Raw genomic sequence first — 19,071 nt, forward strand, 5'->3', positions numbered from 1 at the left:
CGCACGGCTGGTCAATAACAACGAGGAACACATTCATGCTCACAGCGCTCATCGTCATCTTTGTGCTGGCTTATCTGGCCATTGCGCTGGAACACCCACTGAAAGTCAACAAGTCGGCCACAGCGTTGCTGGGCGCGGGGCTGCTGTGGACGGTGTACGCCCTGTCGGGCACCGACCCGCAGATCGTGAGCACGCAACTGGGCGATTCGCTGATGGGAACCGCACAAATCGTGTTCTTCTTGATGGGTGCCATGACCATTGTGGAAGTGGTGGATGCGCACAATGGTTTTGAGGTGATTACCTCGCGCATTAAAACCACCAAGTTGTCAACGCTGATGTGGATGGTGGGCTTTGTATCTTTCTTTCTCAGTGCGATTCTGGACAACCTGACCACCACCATCGTCATGGTGTCGCTGATGAAAAAATTGCTGGACCAACGCGAAGACCGCCTGTTTTTTGCCGGCATCATCGTCATCGCTGCCAACGCGGGCGGTGCCTGGACACCCATTGGCGACGTGACCACCACCATGCTGTGGATCGGTGGGCAAATCACTGCCATTGAAATCATGAAAGGCCTGCTCGTTCCTTCCCTGATCAACCTGCTGGTGCCACTGGGCGTGACAGCCATGTTGTTGGGATCGCGTCCAGTCATTTCACCACAGCGTGATCCGGACGAAACACCTTTTGAAACCAGTGCTTTTGAACGCAACCTCATGTTTTCGATGGGACTCGGGGTATTGGTGTCTGTTCCTGTTTTCAAAACCGTAACGCACCTGCCGCCTTTTATGGGTATTTTGTTTGGATTGGGGTTGGTCTGGCTGGTGGGTGACCTGGTGCATCGCCAGGAAGAAGACTTGCGCAAGCAACGGCTCACGCTGGCACGTGCGCTGACTCGTATCGACATGAGCGCTGTTGTATTCTTCATCGGAATCCTGCTGTCGGTGGCGGTACTGGAACACACGCATGTTCTTTCGGGTATCGCGCATTGGCTGGATAAAACCGTGGGCCGTCTGGACGTGATCGTGATGATCATCGGGCTGGTCAGTGCCGTGGTGGACAACGTGCCGCTGGTAGCTGCCTCCATGGGTATGTACAACCTGCAACAGCACCCAACGGACAGCTTCCTGTGGGAGTTCATGGCCTACTGCGCAGGCACTGGTGGTTCCATTCTCATCATCGGTTCCGCCGCTGGTGTGGCGGCCATGGGCTTGGAGAAGATCGACTTCCTTTGGTACATGCGTCGCATCAGTGGCCTGGCGCTACTGGGCTATGTGGCCGGTGCTCTGTACTACATCGCCGAAAATCACTTCCTTCACTGAATGCGCGCGGGTTTACCCGCAGTTCAAAACACATCTTCCGTCAGCTTTCCTAAAGCCATCAGCGGCAATACGCTTTAGACTTTGCCCACCATCTGGCGAGCAATTTGGGCCAGTAACAACTTCATCCATTGCGGAGACACAATGAACGCCTTACTCAAGTTTTCAAAAGCAGTCGATGGGCTTAACAGCTTCATCGGCAGGTACGTTATCTGGTTGATCCTCGCTTCCACTGTCATCAGTGCCGTGAACGCCATCGTCCGCAAGGTTTTCAGTGTGGGCTCCAACGCCTTTCTGGAAGTGCAATGGTATTTGTTTGCCGCCTCATTCCTCATCGCTTCGGCCTACACCCTGCTCAATGGCGAGCACGTCAAGATCGACGTGGTGTACAGCCACTTCTCCAAGCGCACGCAAATGTGGGTCGATGTATTTGGATTTGCGGCGTTCCTGACCCCCGTATGTGTCGCAATGCTGTGGTTTGGCGTGCCTTTCTTCCTCAATGGCTACCGATCCGGTGAAATTTCCACCAACGCCGGTGGCCTGATCCGCTGGCCGGTGTATGCGCTGATCCCCATCGGCTTCTCGCTGTTGCTGCTGCAAGGCTGGTCGGAGCTGATCAAGCGCCTGGCTTTCCTGCAAGGACTAATCGAAGACCCCACAGCCAAAAAAGTCGCCAAAACTCCTGAAGAAGAGCTGGCCGAGGCGATTCGCCTGCTGGCTGAATCCAAGAACAAAGCTGCCTGATCGGGGAAACATCCATGCAACTCATCATCAACAATCTGGCCCCGATCATGTTCCTGGGGCTGATCTTCTTCCTGCTATTGGGTTTCCCAGTGGCTTTCAGTCTGGGCGCTTGCGGCCTGTTCTTTGGTTTTGTCGGCGTTGAACTGGGTGTACTGCCTGAGGCCCTGCTCCAGGCCCTGCCCCTGCGCCTGTACGGCATCATGCAGAACGACACGCTGCTGGCCATTCCCTTCTTCACGCTGATGGGGCTCATATTGGAGCGCAGCGGCATGGCCGAAGACCTGCTGGAAACTATTGGCCAATTGTTCGGCCCGGTGCGCGGTGGTCTGGCCTTTGCGGTGATCTTTGTGGGCGCCTTGTTGGCAGCCACCACCGGGGTGGTAGCTGCCTCGGTCATTTCCATGGGCCTGATCTCACTGCCCATTATGTTGCGCTATGGCTATGACCGGCGCATCGCATCCGGCGTCATTACCGCCTCTGGTACTTTGGCCCAAATCATTCCACCATCTCTGGTACTGATCATTCTGGCTGACCAATTGGGACGCAGCGTGGGTGACATGTACAAGGGTGCCTTCATTCCCGGTTTCATGCTGACAGCCATGTATGTGGGTTGGGTCATTTTTATTGCGATTTTTAAGCCAGCTATGGTGCCGGCCCTGCCCCTGGAAGCACGCACTATCCGTGAAGACAACGGCAAGAGCGGCCTGCTGTCGCTGCTAATTCTGACCATTGTGGCGACCGGCGTGGCCGTCTACTTTGGCGAGCACTATGCGAATGTTTACAGCTGGTTCAAGGGCGAGACGGTCGACAGCGTTGCCAAGGATGAGACCATTGTCGTGTCCATGTGTGCCGGTGTCATGTTGGCCTTTGTGATGGCCCTTTTGAACAAGATCACCCGTCTTGGCCTGCTCTCACGCATGGCTGAACGTGTGACCTTCGTGCTGATCCCGCCCCTTCTGCTGATCTTCCTGGTGCTGGGCACCATCTTCTTAGGTATTGCTACACCCACCGAAGGCGGCGCCATGGGTGCCATGGGTGCTCTCATCATGGCCTGGGCACGCGGTCGCCTGAGTATTACGCTGCTCAAACAGGCCCTCACATCCACCACCAAACTGGCCAGCTTTGTGGTTTTCATTCTGGTGGGATCCACCATTTTCAGCCTGGTGTTCCAGGGTGTGGACGGTCAGAAATGGGTGGAACACCTCCTCACCGGCCTGCCCGGTGGCCAGGTTGGTTTCCTGATTGTGGTCAACCTGCTGATTTTCTTCCTAGCCTTTTTCCTGGACTTCTTTGAGCTGTCATTTATCGTGGTGCCGCTGCTGGCCCCCGTGGCGGAGAAGTTGGGCATTGACCTGATCTGGTTTGGCATCCTGTTGGGCGTGAACATGCAGACCTCATTCATGCACCCACCCTTTGGCTTCGCCTTGTTCTATTTGCGTAGCGTGGCACCGAACAAGGAATACAACGATCGGGTGACCCAAAAGCCCATTGCTCCGGTAACCACCATGCAAATTTACTGGGGTGCAGTGCCCTTCGTGGTTATCCAGATCATCATGGTGAGCCTGATCATCTTCTTCCCGGGTATTGTCTCCAGTGGTCTGGACAAGGAAGTTAAAGTCGATCTGAACCAGGTTCAGTTGCAGATGGAAGCAGCCACCCGAACCGAGGAGCCCGTCGATCTGCCTGCAGCCGATGCCTCAGCCCCTGGGGCCGAGAGCAAGACTGGAGAGGAAGACCCCATGAAGGCCATGCAGGACTCCATGAATGGCGATACCAAGAAGTAATCAGCGGCCATAAATCCCTGAATAGAAAACGCCCCGCATTGCGGGGCGTTTTAATTTATGTAAATAGTGCAAGTGTGTCAAATCTCGGCCAACGGTGTTTCTTCCGCTGCTTCATCGGCTTGCAGCAAGGCTATCAATTCGCCAAGATCACAGTCCAATCGCTTAAGGGTCTTTTCATGCAAGTTACCCAAGGCGACGGGCAGCACCCCTTCAAAGGGCCCCCCCGCCTTGGTCAACAGCTTGCGCCCGGCCGGCAGGATGCGAAGTTCGACACTGCGGCGGTCTTCTGCCGACTTCTCCATGGTGATCAATTCCTTGAGCACCAGCGTTTTGATCAAATTGCTGGCTGTAGATTGGTGAATGTCCATATTGGCAGCGATTCCGCCCATGCCAATACCAGGGTTGCTGCGAATCAAACTCAACGCCCAGACCTGGGCTCCCCCCAGGCCAACCCGCTTTTCAATTTGCCGAAAATGCGTTCGTACGGCATTGAAGACCACCCGAAACCGCCGCAAAACCTTGGCTGGAGTGACGGGGTCGGGCTTGCCTGCTTTTTCTGAAGTCATGAATAATAAGTTGCTATAGGACCCACCATGATAGGCCGTCTGGTAACACCATCGAACCTAGTCAATAGTATTGAATGCACATTTTACATTTGTTGCAATGTAAAATGACATCCTGTTTTAAAACCTATTTGGCTGACCACGAAAGTTAAGCATGCGACAACACCCCCACGTCATGTCGGCAGTCAGGAAAGAGTTTTACAACTGGCATCTTTGGAGTGGTCGCGTCCTGGTCATCGCTTTTGCAGCGATTGCTGGCATGACGGTTGTAGGATTCACATGGCTAACGGAACACGCACTGGCCCGATTTTCTTTGGTTGAAAAGCTCTATTGGTGGATGCCATTGTTGTGGACACCCCTATCGACCGCCTGCATCGTATGGCTGACGCTGCGCTTCGCACCGGGAGCCTCGGGCTCGGGCATTCCGCAAGTCATGGCGGCACTGGAACCCGTTGTCGATGAAAAATCAAGGTCCATTTTTGTTTCGCTCAAACTTTCGATTATCAAAATTGCACTATCGGCGTGGGGGCTGCTCGCCGGACTTTCACTGGGGCGCGAGGGGCCTTCGGTGCAAATTGCTGCTGGGGTCTTGCACCACAGCCGACGGTGGATTCCAAAACGTGCACATATATCCGAGCACAGCTTGCTGATCGCTGGCGGTGCGGCCGGAATCGCAGCCGCTTTCAATACGCCCCTGGGCGGCGTCATGTTTGCGATTGAGGAATTGGCCAGAAAGCCGGAACAGCGCAACAACAGTCTCATTCTGGTGGCGATCGTCCTGGCAGGTATGGTGTCCGTGTCCTTCAATGGGAATTCCAGCTATTTTGGCGTTATTCGCATTGGCCAACTTTCAACGGCGTTGTTGTTCCCAGCCGCCATGGTTGTCATCAGCTGCGGCATTGCGGGCGGGCTGTTCTCCCGGCTAATGATGGTCTCTCTGGCAGGGCGGTCGCAAGACTGGTTCAGCCAGCTGCGGCGCAGCTCGCCCGTCGCATTTGCCGCTGCATGCGGCTTGGGCATTGCGATACTGGGCATCACCAGCCATGGAGAGAGCTATGGCAGCGGATACGCCCATACACGCAATATGCTGGAAAGTAACGGAGAATCTATCTCGTTATTCGTATTGTTCAAGTTTATTGCAACCTGGCTGACAACCTGGTCTGGCGTGCCAGGCGGTATTTTTGCGCCAGCACTGACCATTGGTGGGGCCCTGGGAAATGACGTGGCCCAATTGACCGGTTACCCGTATACCGCCGCACTCATCGCAATGGGAATGGCCGGATTCTTGGCGGCCGTTACGCAGGCACCTATGACGGCTTTCATCATTGTCATGGAAATGGTGGACGGGCATGCTCTGGTTTTGAGCCTGATGACCAGCGCCATGGTGTCCAGTGCCATCGCCCGACTCATCAGTACACCGTTGTACCCATCGCTGGCCGATCTGCAACTACTGCGCCTGCCGCAACCCACTTCCACAGACACAAAAAAAGGAGCCCCGCAGGGCTCCAAATCACTCCATCACTCTAACTCAACGTAAACGAAAAATCGAACTACTTGCTGGGATAGACCAAGTCCGCACGACGGTTTTGCGCAAATGCCGCCTCGGTTTGCCCCATCGCCACGGGCTTTTCTTTGCCCCAGCTAACAGCCTCCATCTGCGAATCCTTCACGCCATAAACCTTCAATGCGCGAACCACAGTCTCAGCCCGTTTCTGACCCAATGCCAGGTTGTATTCCGCGCTACCACGCTGGTCGGTATTTCCTTCCACACGTATATTTATTTTTGGGTTGGTCTCCAAATACTTTCCGTGCATCTCCAGCATCTGGTTGTATTCTGGCTTGATTGCAAATACGTCGTAGTCGAAAAATACGCTGCGATTTTTTGACATTGCACTTGTGGGGTCCAAATACGGCGGTATTACTACTGGCTCAACCCTTGAGGCCGCTGGCGGCATGGGCGTAGAAGCCGAAGCCTGTGCAACAGCAGGTTGTTGATTCTCGATCGCAACTTTGGGGGCACTGGAGCAAGCAGCAAGCAAACTTGCGCCCAGCATCAGCGTCAACAGATTTTTAACGTGCATCATTTTGATGATTCTTCTCGGTATGAAAAGTGGGAGATGGGCAAATTATACATTTGCTACAATTTATTTCAAACTACATTTGTTCGATTGGTTAAATCTTGAAGAAGCCAATTCTCGGATGGGTTCTCGGCGCATGCATCTGCGCGAACGCCTGGCCGTCTGAAGCACCATTCATCAGCACAGGCGATGAAATCTCCTATCTGGGCTTGCGCGAGGCCGACTTTGTACCCCTCGTCGCCAATATCAAGCGCATTTCTCGTCCACTCAAGGGACCCCGAGGAGAGTTGGGCAAGTGGACCAAACCGGGGGAACCGTATCTAGGGCAGCCTTTTGTGAACACCTACTTTGTGGAAAGCGGCAAGGTGTCGCGGATTGAAAAATCTTGGGCCAGCAGTTCGGCAGAATGCGGCTCCGGACAATGGTTCGAAACCGCCATTCAACAAATCAACCAGATGCATGGTGAAGGTCAGCAGTTTTACGCTGATATCGATAGCCGGTTGAGCCCGCGGTCCGCAATGTGGGTTATCCAGGAAGCCCAGGTGTCCTTGTTTGGAGATATGACACCGGGCAAATGCTCCATGCGTTTGGTGTTCAAACCCAATGTCACCAATGATGGATCCGAACTCTGAGTTGGCCGCGTGGCGCACATCCACCCCAAACTAGACTTTTGCTTTGCCCTGTTTCGCCGCTGAAGTGGGCTGCGGTTCTATTCGAAAATTAAGAACCACCGCATCGGACTTCGACCGTGCCTTGAACCAGTTTTCAATCCGGGTCTTGTCTGCTGAAGGTATTGACTTGGTCGATCGGACAGTTAGTTGAACCAACTTCGTCTTTGTGCCGTCCGGATGAAGTTCGACACCATCACTCAGAAAAATGGAAGCAATATTGGGATACTGTGCCCGTAGTTCCAAATCAATATCGGCCGCTTTTTCGTAAATGGCGTTACGCTCTGCAAGCTCCTGCTCCAGTTTCTTGACTTGTTCTTCTTTTTGTCTGAGTGCCTCCTGGCCATTGGAGTACAAATCGCTCAACAAGCTGGACTTCAACGCAGTGACATCCACCCGATTGTCTCCAGTCTGGTGCACCACAATTTTGGCACCTGCCAGATTGGCAACTGCCAATCGTCCTTCGATACTTTGGAGCATCGATTTACTCAGGGGTAGGCCAATCAATGCCACCTCGATGGTTCGGGTGATGGGATCAATCTTCGTGTAGGCAACTTGGGTACCTTCCAACGTGAACTCCCGACCAATGAACGCCTTCACATTGGATTTGAATACTTCGTCTTTTACCAAATTGAACGCCAAATAGGTACTGGGTATCGCCGTACCCAACGCGATGAGTAGCAAGTAGAACTTAACTTGCCTTTGTACCTTTGCATTGGCAAATCCGTGTCGCTTGAGCTTCAATACGCGAATGCCAATGACAGTTGCAAGTCCAATGAAAACGCAATTGATCGTGTACAAATACAACGCACCCACGACAAAACTCCATTGACCCGTGGCAATTCCAAACCCCGCTGTACAAACAGGAGGCATCAGGGCCGTAGCAATGGCCACACCCGGAATTACATTGGACTTTTCCTGGCGCGTCATACCAATGATGCCAGCCAGACCACCGAACAATGCAATGAGAACGTCCCATACCGTGGGTGTGGTGCGGGCGAGCAGTTCCGATTGCGCCTCATGCAACGGTGACACGAAAAAATACAGCGCCGAAACCACCAAGCTGATCAGCGTTGCAATCGCCAGATTGGTGAGTGCACGCTTTACCAAATCAAAATCGTAAACCGCAACGCCCAGACCAGCGCCCATGATGGGCCCCATCAACGGCGAGATCAGCATGGCACCAATGATGACCGCCGTGGAATTGACGTTAAGCCCTACCGATGCCACAAATATGGCAAAGATCAGAATCCACGGTGTCGCACCGGACAGGTCAACACCATCGCGAATGCGGCGTTCAATTTCTTCATCCGCCGCCTTGTCGTCAAACAGGCTGAACCGATGGGCCAGTGAATGCCTAAACCGCGCCAATGCGGGTTCCATAGCAGCTTCATGATGACGTTCATTGCTCACACTCACTCCTTGATCCCATTTTCTGTCCTGATGGATTTTTCAATAACACGGCCAATTGTCAGCCCTTGGCCCAACATGGAAAAAATCACCACGCCATAGGTCAACGCCAGAACCACGCTGCGGGAAGGGCCTGCCGGCAAGGACAACGCCAAGGCCACTGATATACCACCACGCAGCCCGCCCCATGTCAGCACCTTCCAGGCACCTCTGGGCAGGCGCATCCTGCGCTCTGCCAGGCAAATGGGCAGCCCTACCGTCAGCCACCGTGCAACTGTCGTAATGACGATCACAGCCACACTCATCCCGAACAGCGTCCATGACAGAGTCAACAATATAATTTCCAGGCCCAACAGGACAAAAAGCACAGCATTCAATATCTCGTCCACCAGCTCCCAAAACAAGTCCACATGGTGACGCGTTGTATCGGACATGGCCGTGTCGCGCCCATGGTTGCCAATCAACAGCCCCGTGACGACCATCGCCAACGGACCGGAGACGTGCAATTTTTTCGCCAGCAAGTAGCCGCCCAGTACACCTGCCAAGGTCAGCATCACTTCAACGTTGTAGTTATCAATGCTGCGCAGCATGAAATACAGCACAGCACCCAATACCATCCCGAGTGCCAGGCCGCCGCCGACCTCGTGCAATACAAGCCAGGAGATGTCACCTGCCTGCGGAATAGCTCCCTTGATTGCAATGCCCAGCAAGAGCGAAAAGAGAACCACGCTGACACCGTCGTTAAACAGTGATTCTCCAGCAATCACTACATTCAAACTGTCTGGCGCTTTGTATTGTTTCAGGACACCCTGCACAGCCACAGGATCGGTGGGTGAAATCAATGCACCAAAAACCATGCAGTACCAAAACGATGTGCTCAGACCTGCGGCATGCAGCATGTAGTAGGTGCAAACGCCAACAATCAGCGTTGAGAGCATCGTGCCAATCACCGCCAGACCCAAAATGGGCCATTTGTAACTGCGAAGCTGGCTGATATCGACATGCAACGCCCCCGCAAACAGCAACAGCGACAGCATGCCGTCCATGACCACGATTGAAAAATCAATACCGCGCAAAAATGCCATGGCCGGAACCGAGATTTCACCCAATCCCAAATGGTGCATACCCACAATGCACAGGGAAATGAGCATGGCAATGGACATCACGCCAATGGTTCCAGGCAAACCCACCCAACGGTGGTTGATATACGCCAAAACCGCAGTAATGCAAAGGCAGATAACGGCCACTTCAAACATGAAGAATCCTATTTATTGTGTAGCAGACGTGCGCCAATTTTCGGGCTTCAACCAACGCATGAAGGCGCCCCATAAACCTGCTTGAAGCAGGCCCATGCAATTACCCCATAATTGCTGTATCCGACCCCATTGCACCGCACCAATTTGCGCTGGCAATCGGGTTTCTTGGCAGGCCCGCCATCATAGACGTGGACTGTCTGCACGCGTCTTGCACGCCTTCAACTAGCATGAGGTACGCAAAATGCCATTTGAAAACCCACCGATGCTCATTGGCGTGTCGGCCCGCATCTACTACCCCAACGGCCCAATCCTCGACCTCGGCGGGGTGTGGACAAAAACACTGCATTACCTGGAGCAATCCGTGGCATTGTGGTTGATGCGAGCGGGCGCACTTCCGGTCATGATTCCGGCCTTTGAGTCCGATAGTCTGGTTCGCAGAGAACACCTCAATTTGAGGCACTATGTGGACGCGCTTGATGGTCTGGTGCTTCAGGGCGGAAACGATGTCGCACCGCAATCCTATGGAGAAACGCCTATACAGCCCCAATGGCATGGCGACCCTGTGCGGGATCGCTATGAAATTGAGCTGATCCACGCCTTCGTCGAATCAGGCAAGCCTGTGTTTGGAATATGCCGCGGATTGCAGGTGCTCAATGTCGCATTTGGGGGTACCTTGTGGCAAGATTTGCCGACACAGTGTCCGGGTCCTGTAAACCACTTCAGTGATGGCCAATATGAGAAGAATATCCATGCGCTCTCAATCACGCCGGGTGGCTGGCTACATGGACTGTACCCCGGCCAAACAGAATTTACCGTCAACAGCATTCACCATCAGGGAATCAAGGTTCTAGCCCCCAGCTTTCAAACGGAAGCGATATGCCCCAATGATGGAAGAATCGAGGTCATCCGCCGGCCGAACGGCAGCTTTGTTGCTGGTGTGCAATGGCACCCGGAATTTGACTCGCCGGACATTGCGTCGAATTTCAATGACCGGCCGATACTGGACTGCTTTCTCAGCGAGGCACGAGCGAGGCGTTCGAATAGAAGTTCCGTCGTTTAGCGATTGACACCAGCGCTTGCCTTTGCCTTTGTGCAGGCAATTACCAATCCGTCCATCAAGAGGAGATCATCATGGAATTCGCAAAATCAGACGCACTGACCTTCGGTCTTGAACTGGAGTTTCAAATCATCAACCAAGCCACGGGGCTGCTGTCCCCTTCCAGTCTGGAAATTTGGAAGAACCTGGCCGACCATGAAGACATCGCGCGCTTCTCTCTGGAGGCAACCCTGTCCACCATGGAGATCAATTCTTCCATCCACACATCCGCTGACGCGATGTATGAGGAAATTGAGACTTTGGCCGTGCACATTCGCGAAATCGCTCAAACCATGGGACTGGATATTCGGGGCGGCGGAACCCAAATGGCGCAGTTTTGGAATGACCGGATCATGGCACCCACCGATCGCGCACAGGAGCTCGAAAGCAAGTTTGGATTTCTGCCCAAACGCTTTTCAACCTACGGAATGCACGTACATATTGGCATGCCCTCTGGTGACGACGCCATTCGCATCGGGAATGTGTTGCAGGCCATGTCGCCATTGTTCATCGCAATGGCTGCTGCGTCGCCTTTCCTGCAGCTTGCCGATACGGGTTTCGCTGCTGCACGCCCACTCGAAACTTTGATGTATCCCCATGGGGGGCCTATGCCCGAGTTGCGCGACTGGGCGCACTTTGAGGAAGTCTGCGACGAGGTGTTTGCGACGGACCTGGCCAATTCACTGAAGGACATTTATTGGGATGTCCGGCCCAAGCCGGAATTCGGAACCGTCGAGGTCCGGGTATTCGACACACCGCTTTCCATTAAAAAGGCCGTCGCGATGGCGGCGTTCACCCGCGCCTGTGCCTCTATGGCGTTGGATGGCCATTGGCGCCTTTCCCCAAAGCCGCCGCCGGCAACCGCACAGCGCGTGAGCCGCTTCCTCGCCTGCAAAAATGGCATGGACGGGACTTTGTACAACCCATTCGCGGCGGAGTGGATGCCAGCGCGTATATGGATGGCACAAATTTTTGAAGCGGCGAAGCATCAACCTACCTATGCCGCCGATGCATCGCATTTGGAGTATTTGGAAACCCAAATGTGCCAAAAGCAGGATCATGAAGTCATGCGTGCTGCCTGGGCTGAAATTCAAGCCCAAAAACCGAATCTTGAAGACATGAAATGGTGCCTGTCGCGTTACTCTCACGCAGTCTGCCAGTTGCTCACGTAATTGGATTGCAACGGCACGCGAGGTACTGGGTCGACCACGTATTAACCGATATAGGATGCTTGATTCCGAATTGGAGCTCCGCCCAAGTTGGCGGCGAAGATTTGAGGTTACCTTGCCCGAACAAGCCGAAATCGTACTTGAACGGCTGCGCTAGTGGGCAGTATCGACGCCCATTTCCAAAGGCAGCATCTCGGTAACCCAACCTGTTTCCGTCGGGATCGCAATACCTGCAGTGGACGAATCACCTCTGGCGTCGGATCCCCAGGCACAAAAAAACCCCGCAGCGCGGGGTTTTCTGTTGGTAAAGCGCGGAACTGATTTACAGTTTTTGCGACTGCATAAACTGGTCGAATCGCATTTCAGTAAAACGAAACCACAGGTTTTCATCGCGAAGGAAGACAGCGTAGTCGTCGTAGACCTTTTTGAAGTTGGGGTTCTTGGCGCTAACTTCTTTGTACAAAGCCATGGATTCTTTGAAGGCCAGGTCCATCACGTCCTTGGGGAAAGGCAAAACCTTGGTGTTGGCACCCACCAGCTGCTTGAGCGCCATAGGGTTCTTGACATCGTACTTGGCCTGCATGGATGTGTGGGCAAACGCTGCCGCGCATTCGACGATGACCTTGTTCTCGGCAGACAGGGAGTTGAAGGCCTTGTCGTTGATGAAGAAGTCCAGCTGTGGACCGCCTTCCCACCAACCCGGGTAGTAGTAGAAGGGTGCAACCTTGTTGAAGCCCAGCTTCTGGTCGTCGTAGGGGCCAACCCACTCAGCGGCGTCAATGGTTCCCTTTTCCAGCGCCTGGTAGATTTCACCGCCAGGGATATTTTGCGGCACACCACCCATGCGCTCAAATACCCGGCCAGCAAATCCGCCAACGCGGAACTTCATGCCCTTGATGTCCTTGACCGACTTAATCTCTTTGCGATACCAGCCACCCATCTGGGCGCCAGTGTTGCCGCCGGGGAAATTGATAATGTTGTACTTGGCATAGAACTCGCGCATCAGCTTCAAGCCGTTGCCCTCGTACATCCATGCGGTCATCTGGCGGCTGTTCAGGCCAAAGGGGACTGCGCAGCCCAGTGCAAAAGTTTCATCCTTGCCATGGAAGTAGTAGGGCGCGGTGTGAGCCATTTCGACCGTACCATTTTGCACGCCGTCCACCACACCAAAAGGCGGCATCAGCTCACCGCCAGCGTGGGTGGTGATGGTGAACTTGCCGCCCGACATTTCGCCGACCTTCTTGGCGAAATCATCGGCTGCACCAAAAATGGTGTCCAGTGATTTGGGGAAACTGGAAGCCAGGCGCCAGCGAATGGCGGTCTGCGCGTGCACTGCCGGTGCTGCACCTGCGGCCAGGACGCCGGCAATGCCGGCGTTTTTAATGATTGATCGACGATCCATTCTTGGTACTCCAAAAGGGGGTTAAGACAATCTCACTGCACAGTGCGTTCCGCCCAGCAAGGACTGCTACGAGTCACCAAAGATTGTAGGAACCGTGGTGCGCCCAACCGTGGGGGTTTTCCCTTGAAACGGGCCAAAAAAAATGCCCTTCAGGATTCTGCAAGCTTGGCAGTGTGCCCTCAAGCCGCGCGCGCCACCGGCGCCAGCAAGGGTGCAAAACGGCGGGCGATAGAGGCCTGGATACCGGCCGCATCCAGCCCCTGCATGGTCAGCAAGCGGGACGGATCACCGTGTTCGATGAAGGCATCATCCAGCCCCAATTGCAGTACCGGCACTTCCAGCGTCGCGGCCTGCAAAGCTTCCAGCACTGCGCTACCGGCGCCACCCATGCGACACCCTTCCTCCACGGTGACCAGCGCCTGGTGGCTGCGCGCAATTTGCAGCAGTAAATCCGTGTCCAGCGGTTTGGCCCAGCGCATGTTGACCACGGTGGCACCCAGGGCCTGTGCGGCTTCCAGCGCCGGGTACAGCAGCGTACCAAAGGCCAGAATGGCAATTCCTTTGCCCTGGCGACGGATCTCACCCTTGCCAAAGGGCAATGCGTCCAGTCCGTCCTGCATCGCCACACCGGCACCCGCGCCGCGCGGGTAGCGCACGGCTACCGGATGGTTTTGCGCAAAGGCGGTGCTGAGCAATTGGCGGCATTCGTTCTCATCGGCCGGGCACGCCACGCTGATGTTGGGAATACAGCGCAGGTACGCAATGTCATACGCGCCAGCATGGGTTGCGCCATCGGCGCCGACCAGACCCGCGCGGTCCAATGCAAACACCACGGGCAGGTTCTGGATGGCCACGTCGTGAATCAACTGGTCATAGCCACGCTGCAAGAAGGTGGAATAAATAGCCAAGACTGGCTTCAATCCCTCGGTCGCCAAACCTGCGGCGAAGGTCACTGCATGCTGTTCGGCAATACCCACATCGAAATACCGATTGGGGAAACGCTCTTCAAACTCGACCATGCCCGAACCCTCGCGCATGGCAGGTGTGATGGCTACCAGGCGCTCGTCAGCCGCTGCCATATCGCACAGCCAATGGCCAAACACCTGCGTGAAGGTCTGCTTGGGCGGTGTGACCGGCTTGACCAAGCCCACCGCAGGATCAAACTTGCCCGGACCGTGGTAGGCCACCGGATCAGCCTCGGCCAGCTTGTAGCCCTGCCCTTTTTTGGTGACCACGTGCAGAAATTGCGGGCCCTTGAGCAGGCGGATATTCTCCAGCGTCGGAATGAGCGAGTCCAGATCGTGCCCGTCGATAGGGCCGATGTAATTGAAGCCAAATTTCTCAAACAGCGTGGCCGGCACCACCATGCCTTTGGCGTGTTCTTCCAGTCGCTTGGCCAGCTCAAACAGCGGTGGCGCGGCTTTGAGCACATTTTTACCCACGTTTTTGGCGGCAGCATAAAAACGGCCACTCAGCAATTGCGCCAGGTAACGGTTGAGCGCGCCCACCGGCGGGCTGATGCTCATGTCGTTGTCGTTCAGGATGACCAGCAGGTTGCAGTCAGCCACGCCGGCATTGTTCAACGCCTCGAACGCCATGCCGGCGGTCATGGCGCCATCGCCAATCACCGCCACCGAATGGCGCTCCACACCCTGGATCTTGGCCGCCATGGCCATACCCAGTGCGGCAGAAATAGAGGTGCTGGAGTGCGCGGTGCCAAAGGTGTCGTAGGCGCTTTCGCCGCGCTGCGGAAAGCCTGAGAGCCCCCCCAACTGGCGCAACGTTTCCATGCGGTCGCGCCGTCCGGTCAGGATTTTGTGCGGATAGGTCTGGTGGCCCACATCCCACACCACACGGTCGTGTGGCGTGCTGTAAACGTAGTGCAAGGCAACGGTCAGTTCCACCGTGCCCAGGTTGGAGCTGAGATGCCCCCCGGTCTTGGCGACGCTTTCCAGCAGGAAACCACGCAACTCATCGGTGAGTTCACGCAGTTGTTCGCGTGGCACCAGACGCAGGTCCGCTGGATCGTTGATGGCGTGCAGCAAGGGGTACTTCAGGTTCAGCATATGCTATTATTTTGGTAGCGTATTACGCATAGTATTCGAGGGCTAGCGGCCAATTTGATTCGTAGTTTTTAGTCAGCTGACCCGATTGACCACCATGTCGGCCAGCGCACGCAGTGCCTGCGTATGCACCATGCCGCTACCATCCAGCGCCCCCAGCGCCTGACGCAGCAGGTTCTGGGCATACGCCCGACTGGCCTGCAGGCCCATCAGCGACACGTAGGTGGGCTTGTTGTTCTCAGCGTCCTTGCCAGCGGTCTTGCCCAGGGTGGTGGAATCGGCGGTAACGTCCAGAATGTCATCCACCACCTGAAACGCCAGGCCGATAGCCGAGCCGTAGGATTGCAGTGCCTGCGCGACCTGAATACCCGGCTGCGCGCAGTGCGCGCCCATCATCACGCTGGCTTGCAGCAGGGCACCGGTCTTGAGCTGGTGCATTTCGCGCAATTGGGATTCCGTCAGGGGCCGCCCCACACTGGCCAGGTCGATGGCCTGGCCACCCGCCATGCCCGCGCTGCCAGCGGCACGCGCCAGCAAGGCACACAAACGAGCCTGGGTGGCGGGTGCCACCGTACCGTCTTGCGGGGTTAGCAGTTCAAACGCGAGGGCCTGCAGGGCGTCGCCCGCCAGCAAGGCGCTGGCTTCACCAAACTGCACATGCACCGTGGGTTTGCCCCGGCGCAGCACGTCGTTGTCCATGCAAGGCATGTCGTCATGGACCAAAGAGTAAGCATGAATCAGCTCCACCGCACAGGCTGCGCGCAAGGCGGCGTCGCGGGTGGCTTCGCCTGCATGTGCGCAAACCGCCTCATGGGCGGCCAGCACCAGCAAAGGGCGCAGACGCTTGCCACCATCCAGCACCGCATAGCGCATGGCTGCAACCAACTGGGCTGGCGCACCGTGGTCCAGCCCCATGGGCACTTCAGCCGTAACCCAGCGGTCCAGGGCCTGTTCGACCCGTGCCAGCCCCTGGCTGCTCCAGGCATCGAGACTCCAACCGTGCTCGGCAACGGGCGCGATATCGGCGAAAGTGGCGACGGCGTTCATTGGGGCTTCCAGACCTTGAGTGTGCCTTCATCGAGAACCTTGATTTGGTCTTCTACGGCCTGTAGCTTGTCGCGGCAGTGCTGTAAAAGTTGCGCACCACGCTGGTAACCCGCCAGCAACTGGTCCAGCGGCAAATCACCGGACTCCAGTTGTCCCACCAATTGATCCAGCTCAGTCATGGCGGCTTCATAGGTGTCGGGCAAGGCGCTTGCAGACGCGGGGTCGGCAGCGGAAACGGAGCGGGCACTGGCCTTGGGCATGAGGGTAGGACTGGATCGGTCAAAAAACTGTAATGCGCGATTTTAGGCGCTGCGCAGGGACTCTGTTCCCCCCGGGTACAATCAACCCTCCCGCCTCCGGCAACACTGCTACGCTGTGCCCGGCCTCTTTTTCACCGCGCCATGGTGCGCATCCCCCTGTGGGGAGTCTTTAGGTCAGGACAACATGTCTGATTTAAGTCTTCAACTGCAGCAGGCAAATTGCCAACTACCAGTTTCAAGCTACTTTGACGAGGCGCTGTACCAGCGCGAAATGCAAGACATTTTTCAGCGAGGACCACGCTACGTGGGTCACGCCCTGAGTGTGCCCAACGTGGGCGACTACTACGCCCTGCCGCAAGAGAAAGAGGGGCGCGTCCTGGTGCGAAACGGCAGCGGCATTGAACTGCTCTCCAACGTCTGTCGCCACCGCCAGGCCCTCATGCTGCAAGGACGCGGCAACCTGGGCAACAACGGCGCCGGCAACATCGTGTGTCCCATCCACCGTTGGACCTACAGCGCCAGCCCCACTGCCAGCATGCCCACCGGCACCCTGATTGGCGCGCCCCACTTTGCCCATGACCCTTGCCTGAACCTCAACAATTACAAGCTGCGCGAGTGGAACGGCCTGCTGTTTGAAGACAATGGCCGCGACATTGCCACCGACCTGGCCGGCATGGGCCCACGCAACGCACTGGGTTTTGACGGTTTTGTACTCGACCATGTGGAACTACACACCTGTAACTACAACTGGAAGACCTTTATCGAGGTCTACCTGGAGGACTACCACGTAGGCCCGTTCCACCCAGGTCTGGGCGGATTTGTCACCTGCGACGATTTGCGCTGGGAGTTCAAGGACAACTACTCGGTACAAACCGTGGGCGTAGCCAAAGGCCTGGCGGCCTCGCAAGCCGGTGGCGGCACCGAGGTCTACAAACGCTGGCACAAGGCGCTGCTGGACTACCGCGCCGGCAAAGCGCCCGACTTTGGCGCCATCTGGCTCACCTACTACCCGCACATCATGGTCGAAGCCTACCCGCACGTGCTGACGGTTTCCACCCTGCACCCCATCGGGCCGAACCAGACCATGAATATGGTGGAGTTTTACTACCCCGAAGAAATTGCCGCGTTTGAGCGCGAGTTCGTCGAAGCGCAACGCGCCGCCTACATGGAAACCTGCATTGAGGACGACGAAATCGGCGAGCGCATGGACGCCGGTCGCGCGGCCCTGCTGGCGCGTGGCGACAACGAAGTCGGCCCCTACCAAAGCCCCATGGAAGACGGCATGCAGCACTTCCACGCCTGGTACCGCCGACAACTGGGAATCTAGTGCAAGCACTGTGGATGGTTCTGGGCGCGTTCCTGTTTGCTTCCATGGCGGTCGGGGTCAAGTTCGCATCGGCCAGTTTTGGCACCATGGAACTGGTTTTTTACCGCGGCATCGTCAGCGTCATCTTTATGGCGGTGGTTCTGCGGGCGCGCCGCACCCCGCTGCGAACCCCCGTACCCATGATGCACGTGTGGCGCAGCGCCATTGGCATCCTGTCGCTCAGCGCCTGGTTCTACGCCATTGCCCACCTGCCGGTGGCCACTGCCATGACGCTCAACTACATGAGTGGCGTCTGGGTGGCCGCCTTCATCGTGGGCGGCGCCCTGCTCTACGGTCAGGCCCAGCGCCAGGGACCACTGCTGGGCACGGTACTACTGGGCTTTGCCGGCGTGGTCATGACCCTGCGCCCCACCATCGACCACGACCAGCTCTTTGCCGGCGTTGTCGGCCTGCTCTCCGGCATGGGCGCAGCCCTCGCCTATTTGCAGGTCACGGCCCTGGGCAAGGTGGGTGAACCCGAGGTACGCACCGTGTTCTATTTTTCACTTGGCACCGTGATCGTCGGTGCCGTGGGCGCCCTGTTTACCGGTCTGACACCCTGGTCGGACGTAAGTGCATTGGCTGCAGCCTGGGTCATTCCCATAGGGGTACTGGCGTCTCTGGGCCAGTGGTGCATGACCCGCGCGTACAGCCATGGCGCGACCATGGTAGTGGCCAGCATGCAATACAGCGGCATCATCTTTGCAGCCATTTACAGTCTGGCACTATTTGGCGATCAGATTGCCCCCATTGGCTGGGCTGGCATCGCGGTCATCGTGACCAGCGGCATACTGGCCACTGCGCTGCGCTCGCGTGCCATGCCCAACACGCCAGCGGAAGACCACTGAA

At 56.2% G+C, this 19,071-nt stretch carries 17 protein-coding genes; 9 read left to right on the plus strand and 8 right to left on the minus strand.

Annotated features, from left to right (window positions below; genetic code table 11):
- Window positions 1–35 precede the first annotated feature (35 nt).
- The 3 genes from nhaD (at window position 36) to IPI80_RS09365 (ending at window position 3,844) form a co-directional block, all read left to right on the plus strand.
- Window positions 36–1,319, plus strand: coding sequence for a sodium:proton antiporter NhaD (gene nhaD / locus IPI80_RS09355; protein ID WP_413859379.1), 1,284 nt, complete (start codon window positions 36–38; stop codon window positions 1,317–1,319).
- A gap of 141 nt (window positions 1,320–1,460) precedes the next feature.
- Window positions 1,461–2,060, plus strand: a complete 600-nt coding sequence (locus IPI80_RS09360; RefSeq protein ID WP_413859381.1) for a TRAP transporter small permease subunit — start codon at window positions 1,461–1,463, stop codon at window positions 2,058–2,060.
- A 14-nt stretch (window positions 2,061–2,074) separates the two neighbouring features.
- Window positions 2,075–3,844 (plus strand): TRAP transporter large permease, encoded by a 1,770-nt coding sequence (locus IPI80_RS09365; RefSeq protein WP_413859383.1) that lies wholly within the window; start codon window positions 2,075–2,077, stop codon window positions 3,842–3,844.
- A gap of 77 nt (window positions 3,845–3,921) precedes the next feature.
- On the opposite strand, the gene IPI80_RS09370 is transcribed toward IPI80_RS09365, so the two are convergent.
- Window positions 3,922–4,410, minus strand: a complete 489-nt coding sequence (locus tag IPI80_RS09370; RefSeq protein WP_413859385.1) for a MarR family winged helix-turn-helix transcriptional regulator — start codon at window positions 4,408–4,410, stop codon at window positions 3,922–3,924.
- 151 nt (window positions 4,411–4,561) lie between these two features.
- Between IPI80_RS09370 and IPI80_RS09375 the strand changes: the two genes are divergently transcribed.
- Window positions 4,562–5,944, plus strand: coding sequence for a chloride channel protein (locus tag IPI80_RS09375; protein ID WP_413859387.1), 1,383 nt, complete (start codon window positions 4,562–4,564; stop codon window positions 5,942–5,944).
- Between the two features lie 13 nt (window positions 5,945–5,957).
- Here IPI80_RS09375 and pal read toward each other — a convergent pair whose 3' ends face one another.
- Entirely contained in the window at window positions 5,958–6,491 is a 534-nt protein-coding gene (pal, locus tag IPI80_RS09380; protein WP_413859389.1) for a peptidoglycan-associated lipoprotein Pal, read from the minus strand.
- Window positions 6,492–6,586: 95 nt separating this feature from the next.
- Between pal and IPI80_RS09385 the strand changes: the two genes are divergently transcribed.
- Window positions 6,587–7,117, plus strand: a complete 531-nt coding sequence (locus IPI80_RS09385) for a hypothetical protein (RefSeq protein WP_413859391.1) — start codon at window positions 6,587–6,589, stop codon at window positions 7,115–7,117.
- Window positions 7,118–7,147: 30 nt separating this feature from the next.
- On the opposite strand, the gene IPI80_RS09390 is transcribed toward IPI80_RS09385, so the two are convergent.
- Together IPI80_RS09390 and IPI80_RS09395 are read right to left on the minus strand one after the other, a co-directional pair.
- Window positions 7,148–8,536 carry a TIGR00341 family protein gene (locus IPI80_RS09390; protein ID WP_413859393.1) on the minus strand — a complete coding sequence of 463 codons (1,389 nt, stop codon included), beginning with the start codon at window positions 8,534–8,536 and terminating at the stop codon, window positions 7,148–7,150.
- 32 nt (window positions 8,537–8,568) lie between these two features.
- Window positions 8,569–9,819, minus strand: coding sequence for a cation:proton antiporter (locus IPI80_RS09395; RefSeq protein ID WP_413859395.1), 1,251 nt, complete (start codon window positions 9,817–9,819; stop codon window positions 8,569–8,571).
- A 241-nt stretch (window positions 9,820–10,060) separates the two neighbouring features.
- Here IPI80_RS09395 and IPI80_RS09400 point away from each other — a divergent pair, with 241 nt between their 5' ends.
- Together IPI80_RS09400 and IPI80_RS09405 are read left to right on the plus strand one after the other, a co-directional pair.
- Window positions 10,061–10,879, plus strand: coding sequence for a gamma-glutamyl-gamma-aminobutyrate hydrolase family protein (locus IPI80_RS09400; protein WP_413859397.1), 819 nt, complete (start codon window positions 10,061–10,063; stop codon window positions 10,877–10,879).
- A 71-nt stretch (window positions 10,880–10,950) separates the two neighbouring features.
- Window positions 10,951–12,087: a YbdK family carboxylate-amine ligase gene (locus IPI80_RS09405; protein ID WP_413859399.1), complete on the plus strand. Its 1,137-nt coding sequence runs from the start codon at window positions 10,951–10,953 to the stop codon at window positions 12,085–12,087.
- Window positions 12,088–12,406: 319 nt separating this feature from the next.
- Here IPI80_RS09405 and IPI80_RS09410 read toward each other — a convergent pair whose 3' ends face one another.
- The 4 genes from IPI80_RS09410 to xseB form a co-directional block, all read right to left on the minus strand.
- The gene (locus IPI80_RS09410; protein ID WP_413859401.1) at window positions 12,407–13,486 is read right to left on the minus strand and encodes a TRAP transporter substrate-binding protein; all 1,080 of its coding nucleotides are present in this window, start codon (window positions 13,484–13,486) and stop codon (window positions 12,407–12,409) included.
- A 179-nt stretch (window positions 13,487–13,665) separates the two neighbouring features.
- On the minus strand, window positions 13,666–15,552 hold the full coding sequence (dxs, locus tag IPI80_RS09415) for a 1-deoxy-D-xylulose-5-phosphate synthase (RefSeq protein ID WP_413859403.1): 1,887 nt from the start codon (window positions 15,550–15,552) through the stop codon (window positions 13,666–13,668).
- A gap of 72 nt (window positions 15,553–15,624) precedes the next feature.
- The gene (locus tag IPI80_RS09420; RefSeq protein WP_413859405.1) at window positions 15,625–16,596 is read right to left on the minus strand and encodes a polyprenyl synthetase family protein; all 972 of its coding nucleotides are present in this window, start codon (window positions 16,594–16,596) and stop codon (window positions 15,625–15,627) included.
- Window positions 16,593–16,856, minus strand: coding sequence for an exodeoxyribonuclease VII small subunit (xseB, locus tag IPI80_RS09425; RefSeq protein ID WP_413859407.1), 264 nt, complete (start codon window positions 16,854–16,856; stop codon window positions 16,593–16,595). Before xseB ends, IPI80_RS09420 begins: the two co-directional genes overlap by 4 nt.
- 184 nt (window positions 16,857–17,040) lie before the next feature.
- Here xseB and IPI80_RS09430 point away from each other — a divergent pair, with 184 nt between their 5' ends.
- Window positions 17,041–18,183, plus strand: a complete 1,143-nt coding sequence (locus IPI80_RS09430) for an aromatic ring-hydroxylating oxygenase subunit alpha (protein WP_413859409.1) — start codon at window positions 17,041–17,043, stop codon at window positions 18,181–18,183.
- Window positions 18,183–19,070 carry a DMT family transporter gene (locus IPI80_RS09435; protein WP_413859411.1) on the plus strand — a complete coding sequence of 296 codons (888 nt, stop codon included), beginning with the start codon at window positions 18,183–18,185 and terminating at the stop codon, window positions 19,068–19,070. The genes IPI80_RS09430 and IPI80_RS09435 overlap by 1 nt, the downstream gene beginning before the upstream one ends.
- Window position 19,071 lies beyond the last annotated feature (1 nt).

The organism is Candidatus Aalborgicola defluviihabitans, from assembly GCF_016705985.1.
GTDB lineage: Bacteria > Pseudomonadota > Gammaproteobacteria > Burkholderiales > Burkholderiaceae_C > Allorhodoferax > Allorhodoferax defluviihabitans.

Bases quoted from the DNA above. Each gene is read 5' to 3' on its own strand.
- IPI80_RS09400 (WP_413859397.1), top strand. From the start codon at position 10,061: ATGCCATTTGAAAACCCACCGATGCTCATTGGCGTGTCGGCCCGCATC.
- IPI80_RS09410 (WP_413859401.1), bottom strand. From the start codon at position 13,486: ATGGATCGTCGATCAATCATTAAAAACGCCGGCATTGCCGGCGTCCTG.
- pal (WP_413859389.1), bottom strand. From the start codon at position 6,491: ATGATGCACGTTAAAAATCTGTTGACGCTGATGCTGGGCGCAAGTTTG.
- IPI80_RS09360 (WP_413859381.1), top strand. From the start codon at position 1,461: ATGAACGCCTTACTCAAGTTTTCAAAAGCAGTCGATGGGCTTAACAGC.
- IPI80_RS09420 (WP_413859405.1), bottom strand. From the start codon at position 16,596: ATGAACGCCGTCGCCACTTTCGCCGATATCGCGCCCGTTGCCGAGCAC.
- IPI80_RS09390 (WP_413859393.1), bottom strand. From the start codon at position 8,536: ATGGAACCCGCATTGGCGCGGTTTAGGCATTCACTGGCCCATCGGTTC.
- IPI80_RS09405 (WP_413859399.1), top strand. From the start codon at position 10,951: ATGGAATTCGCAAAATCAGACGCACTGACCTTCGGTCTTGAACTGGAG.
- IPI80_RS09375 (WP_413859387.1), top strand. From the start codon at position 4,562: ATGCGACAACACCCCCACGTCATGTCGGCAGTCAGGAAAGAGTTTTAC.
- IPI80_RS09370 (WP_413859385.1), bottom strand. From the start codon at position 4,410: ATGACTTCAGAAAAAGCAGGCAAGCCCGACCCCGTCACTCCAGCCAAG.
- xseB (WP_413859407.1), bottom strand. From the start codon at position 16,856: ATGCCCAAGGCCAGTGCCCGCTCCGTTTCCGCTGCCGACCCCGCGTCT.
- IPI80_RS09395 (WP_413859395.1), bottom strand. From the start codon at position 9,819: ATGTTTGAAGTGGCCGTTATCTGCCTTTGCATTACTGCGGTTTTGGCG.
- IPI80_RS09430 (WP_413859409.1), top strand. From the start codon at position 17,041: ATGTCTGATTTAAGTCTTCAACTGCAGCAGGCAAATTGCCAACTACCA.
- IPI80_RS09365 (WP_413859383.1), top strand. From the start codon at position 2,075: ATGCAACTCATCATCAACAATCTGGCCCCGATCATGTTCCTGGGGCTG.
- nhaD (WP_413859379.1), top strand. From the start codon at position 36: ATGCTCACAGCGCTCATCGTCATCTTTGTGCTGGCTTATCTGGCCATT.
- dxs (WP_413859403.1), bottom strand. From the start codon at position 15,552: ATGCTGAACCTGAAGTACCCCTTGCTGCACGCCATCAACGATCCAGCG.